The 13,198-nt window shown below is 65.7% G+C and carries 9 protein-coding genes; 7 read left to right on the top strand and 2 right to left on the bottom strand.

Features of this window, described 5'->3' with window-relative positions:
- Position 1: 1 nt before the first annotated feature.
- The 7 genes from JC616_RS21635 (at position 2) to JC616_RS21605 (ending at position 9,951) form a co-directional block, all read left to right on the top strand.
- Positions 2–1,165 (top strand): EscU/YscU/HrcU family type III secretion system export apparatus switch protein, encoded by a 1,164-nt coding sequence (locus JC616_RS21635; protein ID WP_264372990.1) that lies wholly within the window; start codon positions 2–4, stop codon positions 1,163–1,165.
- A 266-nt stretch (positions 1,166–1,431) separates the two neighbouring features.
- On the top strand, positions 1,432–1,935 hold the full coding sequence (gene sicA / locus JC616_RS21630) for a type III secretion system translocator chaperone SicA (protein ID WP_019103389.1): 504 nt from the start codon (positions 1,432–1,434) through the stop codon (positions 1,933–1,935).
- Positions 1,932–3,677, top strand: a complete 1,746-nt coding sequence (locus JC616_RS21625) for a type III secretion system needle tip complex protein (protein WP_227105382.1) — start codon at positions 1,932–1,934, stop codon at positions 3,675–3,677. Before sicA ends, JC616_RS21625 begins: the two co-directional genes overlap by 4 nt.
- Positions 3,678–3,693: 16 nt before the next feature.
- The gene (locus JC616_RS21620; RefSeq protein WP_227105381.1) at positions 3,694–4,950 is read left to right on the top strand and encodes an IpaC/SipC family type III secretion system effector; all 1,257 of its coding nucleotides are present in this window, start codon (positions 3,694–3,696) and stop codon (positions 4,948–4,950) included.
- Between the two features lie 140 nt (positions 4,951–5,090).
- A complete protein-coding gene (gene sctA, locus JC616_RS21615) occupies positions 5,091–6,278 on the top strand; it encodes a type III secretion system needle tip protein SctA (protein ID WP_227105380.1) in 1,188 nt (395 codons plus the stop codon).
- 228 nt (positions 6,279–6,506) lie between these two features.
- Positions 6,507–9,671 (top strand): hypothetical protein, encoded by a 3,165-nt coding sequence (locus JC616_RS21610; protein WP_227105379.1) that lies wholly within the window; start codon positions 6,507–6,509, stop codon positions 9,669–9,671.
- On the top strand, positions 9,655–9,951 hold the full coding sequence (locus tag JC616_RS21605) for an acyl carrier protein (RefSeq protein ID WP_227105378.1): 297 nt from the start codon (positions 9,655–9,657) through the stop codon (positions 9,949–9,951). The genes JC616_RS21610 and JC616_RS21605 overlap by 17 nt, the downstream gene beginning before the upstream one ends.
- Here the strand turns inward: JC616_RS21605 and JC616_RS21600 are convergent.
- On the bottom strand, positions 9,903–12,263 hold the full coding sequence (locus tag JC616_RS21600) for an ATP-binding protein (RefSeq protein ID WP_227105376.1): 2,361 nt from the start codon (positions 12,261–12,263) through the stop codon (positions 9,903–9,905). The two genes, JC616_RS21605 and JC616_RS21600, sit on opposite strands and share 49 nt — an antisense overlap.
- A gap of 4 nt (positions 12,264–12,267) precedes the next feature.
- Positions 12,268–12,960: a response regulator transcription factor gene (locus JC616_RS21595; protein WP_227105374.1), complete on the bottom strand. Its 693-nt coding sequence runs from the start codon at positions 12,958–12,960 to the stop codon at positions 12,268–12,270.
- Positions 12,961–13,198 lie beyond the last annotated feature (238 nt).

Here is a 13,198-nt window from a genome sequence, read left to right as displayed (position 1 = left end):
GATGTCGAACAAGACCGAACAACCCACGCGCAAGCGCTTGCAGGACGCGGCCAAGAAAGGCCAGTCCTTCAAGAGCCGCGACCTGGTGGTGGCCTGCCTGACCCTGTGCGGCGTCGCCTATCTGGTGTCCTTCGGCTCGCTGGTGGAGCTGATGGGCGCTTTCCGCCAGGTGATCGCCGGCGGCTTCCAGCAGGACATGCAGGGCTACGCCCAGGCGGTGGTCTGGCTGGGCATCAAGCTCTTGCTGCCCATCTTTCTGCTGTGCATCGTCGCCTCCGCCTTGCCCTCCCTGCTGCAAAGCGGCTTCGTGCTGGCCAGCGAGGCCTTGAAGCTCAATCTGGAGGCCTTGAACCCGGTCAACGGCTTCAAGAAGCTGTTCAGCCTGCGCACGGTGAAGGAGGCGGTGAAGGCCTTGCTTTACCTGGCCAGTTTCGTGGTGGCGGTGCTGGTGCTGTGGCACAAGCACAAGGCCCTGCTGTTCGCCCAGCTCAACGGCGACCCCATAGGCATGGCGGCGATCTGGCGCGAACTGCTGCTGGCGCTGGTGTTGACCTGCCTGGGCTGCATCGTGGCGGTGCTGGTGCTGGACGCCATCGCCGAGTACTTCCTGTTCATGAAGGATATGAAGATGGACAAGCAGGAGGTCAAACGCGAGATGAAGGAGCAGGAGGGCAATCCGGAGATCAAGTCTCGCCGCCGCGAGGCGCATATGGAAATCCTGTCCGAGCAGGTGAAGTCCGACATCGAAAACTCGCGCCTGATCGTGGCCAACCCCACCCATATCGCCGTCGGCATCTATTTCAAGCCCGAGCTGCTGCCCATCCCCTTCATCTCGGTGATGGAGACTAATCAGCGCGCGCTGGCGGTGCGGGCCTATGCGGAAAAAGTGGGCGTGCCGGTGGTGCGCGACATCCCGCTGGCGCGGCGCATTTTCGCCAGCCACCGCCGTTATTCCCTGGTCAGCCTGGACGAGGTGGAGGAAGTGCTGCGCTTGCTGATGTGGCTGGAGCAGGTGGAAAACGCCGGAGCGCAGGCGTCGGAGCCGGAGCCATCGAGGCTAGCGGCGGAGCAACAGGGGAAGGACGCGAACGCCGCCGGGCCGGTTGTGGATAAATCCGCCGCCAAGCCCGCCTCTGTGGATAAACAAAACGACCAGGAAGGCTGAGCGCATAGACGCGGCCCAAGAGCCTTCCCGCCCGCCGGGAAGGTCTGGCAACGCCAATCTTCCCCCGCGCGGCGGCGGCCTCAAAACCCGCAAGGCCATATTGAACACGCCCGGATAGCCGATGCGCCGTCGCCATGAGCGATTCCTGAATGTTTCCCCCCGCCGACCGCTGTTAAATGACAGCGACGACGGTCATTTCACACCCAAGACAACCGTCGTCTCTAGCCAGCTCTGCCGGGTTGGTGACAGCGACTAGGAGAAGTTTGATGAACCCTGAAGACAGTGTCAGCGACGACCGCCTGGCAGAGATGGTCTGGGAAGCGGTAAGCGCGGGCGCCACCCTGAAAGACGTGCACGGCATTCCGCCGGACATGATGGAAGGCCTGTACGCCCACGCTTACGATTTTTACAACAAGGGAAGGCTCGACGAGGCGGAAACCTTCTTCCGCTTTCTGTGCATCTACGACTTCTACAACCCCGACTACATCATGGGGCTGGCCGCCGTGTGCCAGCTCAAGAAACAGTTCCAGAAGGCCGCTGATCTGTACGCGGTGGCCTTCGCCCTGAGCAAGAACGACTACCGGCCGGTGTTCTTCACCGGGCAGTGCCAGCTGTTCATGCGCAAGGCGGCCAAGGCCAGGCAGTGTTTCGAGCTGGTGTGCGAACAAAGCGACGACGAGTCGCTGCGCGCCAAGGCCCAAGTGTATCTGGACAGTTTGCAGGAGACGGAGGCCGAGCAATCCCGTCAGCAGGAAAAGGAGCAAGCATGAGCGGTAACACTATCGGTCAAAGCTTCAATCTTGACAGTGCCAAGCTGGCGAAAGCGCTATCGGGTAACACCCAGGCGAGCGAGAAATTCGTCGACGCCGCGCAGAAGTCGGCGCAAGCGCTGTTCACGATGCGCGTCAGCGACGACGCCGGCGCCGCCAAGCCGCGCAGCGACTTGAACACGCCGCCGCTGACCCAGCCCACGGCCAAGGCCAAGGAAGAGCTGGACGGCGCGGGCAAGCTGACGCTGCTGCTGGGACAGTTGATGTCCTTGCTGGGCAATGTCTCGCTGTCGCAGCTGGAAAGCCGCATCGCCACCTGGCGCGCGATGATGGAAGCGCAAGTGGCGATGGGCGAGAAACTGTCCAAAGAGTTCCAGGACGCGTTCAAGGCGGCGAGCGAAGCCACCGAGGCGTTGAAAGACGCGGTGGGCAACTACGACAGCGCCAAACAGGCCGCGGACGCCGCCCAGAAGAAAGCCGACGCGGCCCTGGCCAAGCTGAACGGCATGTCGCCGGACGATCCGGGTTACGCCGACGCCCAGGCCGCCAGCCAGCAAGCCTCCGGCGAAGCCGCGCAAGCCAAGCAGAAAGCCGACAAGGCGTTCGAGGTGGCGGAAAAGGCCCGCGTGGTGGCGGTGGAAAAGGGCAAGATCGCCGATGATCTGGCCGGCAAGGTGCAAGGCGCCAATGTGGGCGGCGATGTCGCGCGCAAAACCGGCGAGGACAACCTGTCCAATGTGGCCAAGCTGACCATGTTGATGGCGATGTTCGTCGAACTGGTGGGCAAGAACAGCGAAGAAAGTCTGAAAAACGATCTGGCATTGTTCCAGGCCTTGCAGGAAGGCCGCCAGAAGGAAATGGACAAAAAATCCGCCGAGTACCAGGAAGAAGTGCGCAAGGCGGAAGAACTCAATCGCACCATGGGGTGCATTGGCAAGATTCTAGGCGCGTTGCTGACCGTGGTCAGCGTCGTGGCCGCAGCATTCACCGGCGGCGCCAGCCTGGCGCTGGCCGCAGTGGGCGTCGCGCTGATGGTGGCGGACGAGGTGGTCAAGGCCACCACCGGGGTGTCTTTCATGGAAGAGGCGTTGAAGCCCTTGATGGACAAGGTGCTCAAACCCTTGATGGACCTGATAGGCAAAGCCATTACCAAGGCGCTGGAAAGCATGGGGGTGGACAAGAAGACCGCCGAGCTGGCCGGCTCCATCATCGGCGCGGTGCTGGCCGCGGTGGCCATGGTCGCGGTGATGGTGGTGGTGGCCGTGGTGGGCAAGGGCGCCGCCAGCAAGCTGGGCGGCGCGCTCAGCAAGCTGATGGGCGACGCCATCAAGAAGATGGTGCCCAATGTGCTGAAGGAACTGGCCAAGAACGGCAGCAAGATGTTGACCCAGGGCTTCCAGCGCCTGGCCAACAGCCTGGGTCTGCGCACCGATGCCGCCTCCAAACAGCTGATGGCCAACACCCTCAACCGCGTGGTGGTGGGCGGGGAAGTGGCGCAAGCCACCTCTCAGGCCGGCGGCAATGTGGCGCAGGGCGTGTTCATGAAGAACGCCAGCGACGCGCTGGCCGACTTCACCCTGGCGCGCGCCGCGATGGATCAGATCGAGCAATGGCTGAAGCAGGCGGTGGAAGCCTTCGCCAACACTCAGAAAATTACTCAGGAACTGACCACGATGATGTCTTCCGCGCTGCAGCAGAACGCTGAAGCCGGCCGCTTCGTACTGCGTCAGAGCCACGCTTGAGTCAGGAGAAAATAGCATGCTGAACACTATCAACACCACGTCCGTCCATACTCTTTTCCCCGCTACGGCGGAATCCGGCGCGACCGATAAATCGCTGGCGGCCAAGTCGCTGGTGGACATCAAGGACATCCTGCCCATCCTGAACAGCGCCGGCCGCGACGGCAAGGCGCTGGCCGAGGTGATGAGCGGGCCGGAACTGCGTCCGCCGTCCGCCGAAGTGAGCAAGCAGGTGACCGACGGCCTGAAGGCCTATCTGAGCGAAAAAGCCAAGGACCCGGAGTTTGTTCAGGATCTGGGCGCCTTGTACCAGAAGGTCGAATCCGGCGTGAACAAGCTGATGAACGACAAGGTCAAGGAACAGGCAGAACAGGGTAAATCCTTTGACATCAGCGGCATGGCGCCCAGCGGGGTGGCGCTGCTGGTGGCCGCCATCGTCTTGATGTCGGCGCTGCGCACCGCCGACAACGCTTTAAGCACCAAGTTGTCGCTGGTCAGCTTCGACGCCACCAAGGCCACCGCCGCCTCCATGGTGCGCGAAGGCATCGCCAACCTGTCCAGCAGTATTGCTCAGGGTGTGGGCCAGATGGCCATTACCGGCGTCGGAGCCAAGAAGAGCTTGAACGGCCTCAACGCCGAACGCGGCGCATTGAAGAACAACGCGCCCAAGCTGGCCAAGGCCGGCGACGAGAGTCGCAATATCCAAACCACGCTGAACCGTCAGAACACGGTCAAGCTGGGCACGGAGCCCGACAGCCTGAAGCATGTGGGCCTGAAGTCGCAGCCGGGCGCGGCCAAGTTGGGCGCAGGCGAGCCGGGCACGCAGTCCAACGCCGCAGGCAGCGTGGCGGACGGCATGGCCGGTGACAAGATCGGTTTGAAGTCCAGCAACCAGAACCTGGGCAAGCCGCATGAAACCGCCTTGGGCAGCGCCAGCGAGGACTTGTCGGTGAAGAGCTCGATCGAGCAGCAAACGATGGACGACACCAAGCTCAAGGCTCAGGCCAAGCAAACCACCGGCCGGGCCATCATGGACAGCTCGTCCGCGGCCAGCAATATCGCCGGCGGCTCTGGCCGCTACGCCTCCACGCTGGAGCAGTCCGAGCAGCAGATCAGCCAGGCTTCCAGCCGCGTGGCCAATACCGCCTCCGAGGAAACCCGCGAGAGCAGCCGCAAATCCGACAGCTTCATCCAGGAGCTGCTGCGCACCTTGGACAGCATCAGCCAATCCAAGAGCGCGGCCATGGGCGCGGTAGCCGGCAACATCCGCGCCTGATCCGCTAGCCCGGAACCGGGCGGCGCCGTCCCTGGCGCCGCCCGCCGGCCCAGCCATCCCGGTCGGGCCGGCCTTCCACACCATTCATTCCGCCAGCGCCTTGGCGCCTGCCTCGGCGCTGGCCATGCAGGGGAATTCCCATGAACGGCATTCAAACCACATCCTCCTTGCCGCTGACGCTGCCGCAAACGACGGAAACCCCGGCCGCCGCGCCGCGAGCCGATACCGGCGGCGTCGCCGTTGAAACCCGCGCCGCCGCGCCGCAAGGGCCGGAGCTGTCCGCGCTCAATACCGCTCAGAACAAGGCCGACGCGTTGCGCCAGGCCAACGAGGCCGCCCGCCGCACCGTCGAAGGGCAGACCACCTATGAAAGCAAGCTGGCGGACCAGCGCTGGCAGGCGGCGATTGCCGGCGGCGAGCAGCCGGCGGCCGAGCGGCTTAATTTCCAGCGCGGCGCGTTGACGCGGGCGCAGGACCAGGCCCGCGACATGCAGACGCTGAATACTCAGCAACTCAAAAGCAGTCTGGGCGCTTTGGCGCAAAGCGGCTATGTGATGTCCGCCGAGCAAAAGTCGACGCTGCAGGCGGATATCGCCGACGTGTTCGCCGACGCTCCGCCCACAGCGCGGGAATTTGCCGCGCCGATGTTGTACACGGCGCCGGGCGCGGCCAAGGACATGATTTCCGACCGCGAACTGTGGGAAATGATCAGCAAGGCCATCGGCGACATCAAGGACGGCTATCTGGGCGTGTACGAAAACGTGGTGGCCCAGTACACCGAGTTCTACAAGGCGTTCAGCGACATCCTGTCGCAGATGGCGAACTGGATCAAACCCGGCGGCGACGGCAACAAGGTCAAGCTGGACGTCGATGCGCTCAAGGCCGCGCTGCAGAAGCTGAAATCGGATTTCTCCCTGCCCAAGAAAGCGGCGGTGCTTTTCCCCTCGCAGGATAAATCGGCGGATCCGATCAAGGGCGGCAGCGAAGAGGACGCCAGGAAGTGGGCCAAGGAGATGGGTTTGCCGGATTCCTGCGTCCAGAAGTCGGCGGACGGCAAATGGGTGGTGGTGATCGACATGACGCCGGTCGACACCATGATCCGCGACGTTGGCGCCTTGGGCAGTGGCTCGGCGGTGGAAATGGACAACGCCAAATTCCAGGCCTGGCAGTCCGGTTTCAAGGCGCAGGAAGAAAACCTGAAAAACACCCTGCAGACGCTGACCCAGAAATACAGCAACGCCAATTCGCTGTACGACAACCTGGTCAAGGTGCTCAGCAGTACCATCAGCAGCTGCACGGAAACCGCCAAGTCCTTCCTGCAAGGCTAAGCAGCGGTTTGACGCTTGAGGCCGGGCGCGCCGACGCCCCTGTCCTCAGCTTGTCGTTAACCGTCATCAACATTTTAGAACCTGTTCATGAACTGCTGCGCTGTGGCGATACGGCGTTAAAAACAAGCTCAAAATGCTCATGTACACGAGTACATTCCGCTTTTCGCTCGTTTTCGCCTTGTCTCGCTCTTGCTCGCAAGATCGTGAACAGGCTCTTAGGAGAGCAACATGCCGGGACTTTCCGGATTATCACGCGCCCATTCCTGCCCGGACCTGTCCGCGCTGCTGAATGGACCGGCGCGGCCGGCCAGCGCCTTGGCGCGACGGCTGAGCGAGGCGCGCAGCAGCGACGCCGCGCCGCCGCGTCGCCACTCGCTGGCGGATCTGGCCAGCTACAAGGCGGACTACAGCCGCGACAGCGTGGCGGCCTTGTTCGCCGCCTCGTCGCAGTCTCAGCGTCTGGGCGAGCTGTATCAGGAGTCGCCCAACCGCTACGCCAAGCTGGAAATCGCCGAATTCGCCAAGGTCTACAGCCAGTTGAGCCGGCAGGAGGGCCTGAGCGAACAGGCGCGCCAAGCGCTGGACGGGCTGGCGCAGCAGTACACCGACAAGGTATTGAAGGACGGCCTGGGCGAAAAATCCGCTTTTGGCCCGTGGACGCCGAGAACCGACAAGCACTATCAGCAGCGCAGCAAGCTGGAGCACAAGCTGGCCGCCATGATGGAGCGGCAATGTCCGGGCGGCGTGTTGCAGCTGGGCAATGACTTCATGCGTCGCGAGGTGGTGCCTTTCATCCTGTCCCGCGTCGAGTCCCACTTGGGGCGTCAGCTGGACGAGAGCACCTGCCAGCGTTTGACCGAACTGGTGGACAGCGCGGCGATGAAGGCTTTTGAAGAACTGCGGCAGCGGCGCGGCGAGTTGATAGAGCAGCGCGGCGTCAGCGTGGGCACGCTGGCGCGCGACCTCGACACCGTCGCCATCCTGCCGCAATTGTTGCGCAGCCTGCTGGAGGGCTTGGGCCAGGGTCCGAAAGACCCGGAACGGCCGGAGCCGGTCCGCGCCGATCAGCCCGATCCCGGCCCGGGCCCTCAGCCGAACCCGGGCCCGGCGGAGCCGGGTGAAACGCCGCGGCCGCAAGAGGTGCATTACCACTTCAACTTTAACGACAACAGCCAGGACAACCGTCAGGACAACCGGCGTTGGGACAAGCGCGGCGACACCTATCTGGGCGATGTGAACAAGGGCAACCGCCATCATGGCGGAGCGCCCTCGCGCCTGGTGACGTCTTTGCGCATGCCGGCGCCGCAAGTCGCCCGCAGCCAGGACTTGCCCAAGCCGCAGCAGGCTACCTTGTCGGAAACGCGTCATCCCTTGCTGGACGCGGCCAGCCAGGTAACGGGCGCCTTGTCCGAGCTGATGAACACGGCGCTGGGCGAGGAAACGCTGACGGCGCCCACGCCCGGCGCGGCGCAAGCCGGCAAGCTGGAAGCGACCGCGCGTCAGGCGCGGATCAGCCAGCCGGCCGCATCGCAATCCGCAATCCTGGGAGGCGCGCCGTCCGGCGTGGAGCAGGGCACGCAGACCGATGGCGGCCAGACTTTGCATCACGCGGCCAGCCAGGTGATGGAGGCGATGTCCGAGCTGATGGGTACGGCGCTGGGCGAGGAAACGCTGACGGCGCCCACGCCCGGCGCGGCGCAGGCGGGCAAGCTGGAGGCGACGGCGCGTCAGGCGTGGCTCAGCCAGCCGGCCACGCCGCAGTCCGCGACTCTCGGCGGCGTGCCGTCCGGCGTGGAACAGGGCACGCAGACCGATGCCGGCCAAGCTTTGCGCGACGCGGCCAGCCAGGTGTCGACGGCTATGTCCGAGCTGATGAACACGGCGCTGGACGAGGAAACGCTGGCGACCCCCATTCCCGGCGCGGCGCAAGCGGGCAAGCTGGAGGCGACGGCGCGTCAGGCGCGGCTCGACGCGGCAGCCCAGCCGCAAACCGCCAGCCTAGGCGGGGAGTTCGCCGAGCTGGCCTTCCGTGGCGGCCCGCTGCGCAATCTGCCCAGCCAGGCCTATCTGCGCAGCCAGATCTTCCATTCGACCTTGGACGGCCATGCCGCCGGCCGGGAGCTGATCAAGGCGCTGCGCGACGCGCTGGAGCCCGACGCGGCGCAGCCCTTCGCGCAACGGCGCGAGTTCGAAGCCTTGCGCAACCGGATGTTGCCCAGCGGCCGCATGCAGCAAGACGATTTGCTGCGGCAATTCGCCGACGGCGCGCCGGAAACGCTGGCCGCCGACGCGCGCCGGCTGGGCGGGGTGCTGGCCGAGCACCCCGGCCTGGAGCGTCAGCGCCAGGCGCTGGGCGGTTTTGCGCAAACCCTGATCCGGGAAACCAATTTGCTGCCGCCGGGCGGACGCGCCAATCCCTTGTTGGGCGAGTTTCTGAGCGGCTTGGGTCTTCAGCCGCGCAACACGCCGGCGGCGGATGCCGGCTCTCGCCTGCATCAGGCCGCGCGCGAGGTAGCCGACGGCTTGTCCCAGGTGCTGGACACCGCGGCCGGCCGGCGCGTGGAAGGCGAGTTGCGGGCCGAACGCGTCGATATCCGGCAAGCGGCCAGCACGCCGTTGGACCAGGCGGTTCGCTTGTCGGCCGGAGACGCGCCGGCCGCCGATGCCGGCTCGAGTCTGCATCAGGCCGCGCGACAGGTGGCGGATGGCTTATCCCAAGTCTTGAACGCCGCCGCCGGCCAGAGCGCGGCCGGCGAACCGGAGGCCAATGGACCAGCGTCTCAGCTTGGCCGCGCGCCGACGGCGGACGCGGCTCAGGCGGCTGAAGGGGTCGGAGGCGGCTTCGGCGGGCTCAAGTTCCGCGACGGCAATCTGTACACGCTGCCGACCCAGGCTTATCTGCGTAGCCGCGCTTTCGCGCTCGACGCCGGCAGCGAGCTGATCCGCGCGGTGCGCGGCGCCTTGGAGCCCGACGCGACGCAGCCCTTCGCGCAACGACGCGAGTTCGAAGCGCTGCGCAACCGCGTGTTGCCGGGCAACAGCACCCAGCAGAGCGGCGTGTTGAAGGACTTCGCCGACGGCAAGGCGGGCACGCTGGGCGACGATGCCGCGCAGTTGCGGCAAGTGCTGGCCGAGCATCCGGGTTTGGAGCGACAGCGCCAGGCGCTGAGCAGCTTCGCGCGCACCTTGATCCGCGAGGCCAATCTATTGCCGCGCGGTAAGCCGGCCAACCCGCTGGTGACGGCGTTGCTCAGCGGGCTGAGCATAGACGCGGCCGCGGAGGCGCGGCGCGGCGAAGCCTTGAGCTCGTCTTCGGGCGTCACCCTGACCACCGACGGCCTGCATCTCGATCCCAACCGCATCCGGGAGCGCAACCGTGGCAATCAGTCTTGAGCAACAAGTGGTGGCGGTGATGGCTTGCTGTTTATCGGTGGAGGAGTCCAAGCTGCAGCCGCAGGCGCGGCTGGTGGACGAGTTGTACGCGGACTCGATGGAGCTGCTGGACATGGTGCTCTTGCTGAACGATGAGTTCGGCATCGAGATCGGCGTCGACGACATCGTCGACATCAAGACCGTGGCCCATGTCTGCCAGGTGGTGGAGCGGCAGCTGGCGGGTCGCCTCGCTCAGTCGCCGCTCGGCTCCGCTTGCGGCAGCGCCGCCTCCAGCGCCTGAAGCAGGTCTTGCAGCCGGGCGGCGTCCGGCTGCGGCTGGCGCAGCGCGGTCTGCATGTCCGCCGCCAGCGCCGGCAGGCGCGGCAGGCCGGCGCTGAGCGCCACGCCGTGCAGGCGGTGCGCGTAGTGTTCCGCCTGCGGCCAGTCCCGCGCCTGCAAGGCCTGGCGCAAGGCGGCGGCGTCGGCGTCGCAGCTGTGGCTTAGCAACTGCGTCAGCTCGCCGTTGGGCGGGACCGGCGCGGCCGGCGCCGGGCCGGGGCGGTGATCCAGCCACAGCGTCATGATCTGTTCCAGCTGGGCCAGCCGCAAGGGCTTGGTCAGGCAGCTGTCGATGCCGCTGTCCAGGCAACGCTGCTGGTGTTCTATGCCGGTGGTGGCCGAGATGGCGATGATGGGCAGATAGGGCTGCCACTGCAAGGCCGGGTGGCGGCGTAGCCGCAGCGCCAGTTGATAGCCGCTGATGCCGGGCAGATTGCAGTCCAGCAGCGCCATGGCGAAGCGCTGGCCCTGATCCAGCAAGCCCAGCGCGGCGGCGCCGTTGTCCGCCGTCACCGCGCGGTAGCCCAGTTGCAGCAACTGCTGGGCGATGATGAAGCGATTGGCCGGCTGGTCCTCCACCACCAGGATGGGGTCGCAGGCTTCCTTGAGGGCGGCCGGCGGGCTGGCGACGTCCGGCTCGGCGGCCGCTGCCGGCTCGGCCGGCGCATGGCGCACCGGCAGCCACAAGGTCACCGTGGTGCCTTGTTCCGGCTGGCTGTCCAGCGCGATGCGGCCGGACATCAGCTCCACCAGTTGCCGGCAGATCAACAAGCCCAGCCCGGTGCCGCCGTAGCGTTGCTGGGTATGGTCCGCCTGCGCGTATTCGTGAAACAAGCGGGCCTGCTGTTCCGGCGCGATGCCGATGCCGGTGTCGCTGACCTGGACGCAGAGCAGCGCCCGCTCTTCCTCTATTTCCTGTAGTTCCAATCGCAGACACACCTCGCCCTGGCGGGTGAACTTGACCGCGTTGCTGAGCAGATTGCTCAGGATCTGGCGCAGGCGCACCGGGTCCAGCACCAGCAGGCGGCCGCACAGGCCAAGCAGCTCCAGCCGCAGTTCCAGCCCTTTCTTTTCCGCGCAGGCGCGGTAGATCGCCGCCACGCCGCTGGACAGCGCCGCCGCGTCGGTGGCCAGCGGCTCCAGCCGCAGCCGCCTGGCGTTGAGCTTGGACACGTCCAGCACATTGTCCAGCAGCTCCAGCAAATTCACCGCCGAGGCGTTGGCCAGCGCCGCCAGCTCGCGTTCGCGCGGCGGCAGCTCGGCCTGGCGCAGCAGCTCCACCGAGGCCAGCACCGCGTTCATCGGCGTGCGGATTTCATGGCTCATCACCGCCAGAAAGGTGGATTTCTCCGCCTCGCTGCGCTGGGCGGCGCGGCGCGCGGCGTGGGCGCGCTGGGCGAACAGCAGCAGCAAGAGCAGGACCAGGCCGACGCCGGACAGCTCCAGCGCGTAATAACGGGCGATGGAGCGCCAGGACGGCGCGCCGTAGTCGGTGGTCTGCAACCAGTCTTCCAGCATGTGCTGGGTGTCGTCCGCGGTCAGCCGCGCCAGCGAGCCGTTGATGATGGACAGCAGTTGCGGCTGGTCCTTGTTCACCGCCATCGACACCAGTCTGGGCATTTCGCTGACGCTGCCGGCGATGCGCAGCGAGCCGTAATAACGGCGGCGGATCACGGACTGCATCACCGCGTCCAGCCCCACCGCGGCGTAGGCCTTGCCGTCCGCCACCGCGTCCAGCGCCGCCAGCGGCGTGGGCGTGGCCACGATGTCCACCGCGGGAAAGTTTTCGCGCAGGAAGTATTCGTAAGGGTCGCCGCTTTCCACCGCGATGGTCTTGTTGGCCAGCTTGGAGGTGTTGAACACGATGGGCTTGTCCGGCTGGGTGACCAGCACGGTGCTGCCGGAAAAATAGGGGTCGCTGAAGCGGATGCGCCGGCCCACCTCCGGCGGAATCAGGCCGGAGGACAGCGCGGTGAGCAGATCGATGCGGCCGCTCAGCATCATGTCCACCGCCTGTTGGCGGTTGGCCACCGGCACCAGCTCGAAGCGCAGGCCGCTGATCTCGGAAATGCGGTTCAGATAAGCCTGGGTCAGGCCGCGGTGCTCGCCGTCCTCCATGTATTCGATAGGCCAGCCGTGGGGGTCTATCGCGTAGCGCACCACCGGGTGCTTGGCCAGCCAGGCGCGTTCCGCCGGCTTGAAGCCGGCGTGGCTCAGACCGGACAGGCAGAAGGCCGGCAGTAGACAGGAGAGCAGAAAGGAGCGCGCGCGCATGGCTTCAGTGGCTGGCCAGCCGGCTTTGCAGCTGGAACAGCTCGTTGTCGCTGCGCAGGCCCAGCTTTTTCAGCGCGGACTGCTTCTGATTGCTGATGGTCTTGATGCTGCGCGAGAACTTGACGGCGATGTCGCTGACCGTCATGCCGTCCAGGCAGCAGCGCAGCACCTCGCGTTCGCGCGGGGACAGTTCCGGATGGTCCAGCAAGCTGCGCAACATGGCTTTTTGCGGTGCCGGCAGGTTGGCGCAGCTTTCGTTCAGCGCGGCGCTCATGTCCGGGCTCAGATAGCTGTGGCCGTCGGCCAGCAGGCGGATGGCGGCCACCAGTTCGTCCAGGCTCTGCTCCTTGCCGATGAAGCCGTGAGCGCCGCAGCGCAGCGCCAGCGCCACCGTGGCCGGGGTGTAATAGGCCGACATCACCAGGATGCGCACGCGGGCGAAGCGCCGGCGCAGGCCGCGGATCAGGCTGAAGCCGTCGATGTCGCCGGGGCTGAGCGCGTAGTCGGTGACCACGACGTCGACGCCGTCGTGCTGCTTCAGATGCTGAATCAGCGGCGCGCTGCTGGTGAACTGTCCGGTTACGTTCAAGTCGGTTTCATCGGCCAGGAGGCCGGCCAGGCTGTTCAGCACCATCAGGTGATCGTCCAGCAAGGTGATCTGTATCGGCTGGCTCCGCAATGATTTGGCATCAGGCATATGAGTATCCCAACAGATGGCGGCGCGGCTGCGCCTTGCGCCATGGTTATGTCTCTGAACCTGTGTATTCTGTTGCGCGGGCGGCGGCTCCGGTTTCGCTTCGGCCTCAGGCTTGGTATAGGCCATTACGCAAAGGTTTGGCGGCAGGGAGCGCTTGCGCCGCCGGTCTGGCCGGCTGAGGGAACGGAGGGTGGAATGGCGGGACGGGCCAGGCACTGCGGCGCGGCCGGCGTCGCCT

The organism is Chromobacterium rhizoryzae, from assembly GCF_020544465.1.
Lineage (GTDB): Bacteria > Pseudomonadota > Gammaproteobacteria > Burkholderiales > Chromobacteriaceae > Chromobacterium.
Note: the sequence above shows the minus strand (reverse complement) of the source record. Positions and strands in the feature narration are given on the sequence as shown.

What these genes read in the sequence shown, in the direction of transcription:
- JC616_RS21635 (WP_264372990.1), top strand. Translation starts at nt 2, where the DNA reads ATGTCGAACAAGACCGAACAACCCACGCGCAAGCGCTTGCAGGACGCG.
- sicA (WP_019103389.1), top strand. Translation starts at nt 1,432, where the DNA reads ATGAACCCTGAAGACAGTGTCAGCGACGACCGCCTGGCAGAGATGGTC.
- JC616_RS21625 (WP_227105382.1), top strand. Translation starts at nt 1,932, where the DNA reads ATGAGCGGTAACACTATCGGTCAAAGCTTCAATCTTGACAGTGCCAAG.
- JC616_RS21620 (WP_227105381.1), top strand. Translation starts at nt 3,694, where the DNA reads ATGCTGAACACTATCAACACCACGTCCGTCCATACTCTTTTCCCCGCT.
- sctA (WP_227105380.1), top strand. Translation starts at nt 5,091, where the DNA reads ATGAACGGCATTCAAACCACATCCTCCTTGCCGCTGACGCTGCCGCAA.
- JC616_RS21610 (WP_227105379.1), top strand. Translation starts at nt 6,507, where the DNA reads ATGCCGGGACTTTCCGGATTATCACGCGCCCATTCCTGCCCGGACCTG.
- JC616_RS21600 (WP_227105376.1), bottom strand. Translation starts at nt 12,263, where the DNA reads ATGCGCGCGCGCTCCTTTCTGCTCTCCTGTCTACTGCCGGCCTTCTGC.
- JC616_RS21595 (WP_227105374.1), bottom strand. Translation starts at nt 12,960, where the DNA reads ATGCCTGATGCCAAATCATTGCGGAGCCAGCCGATACAGATCACCTTG.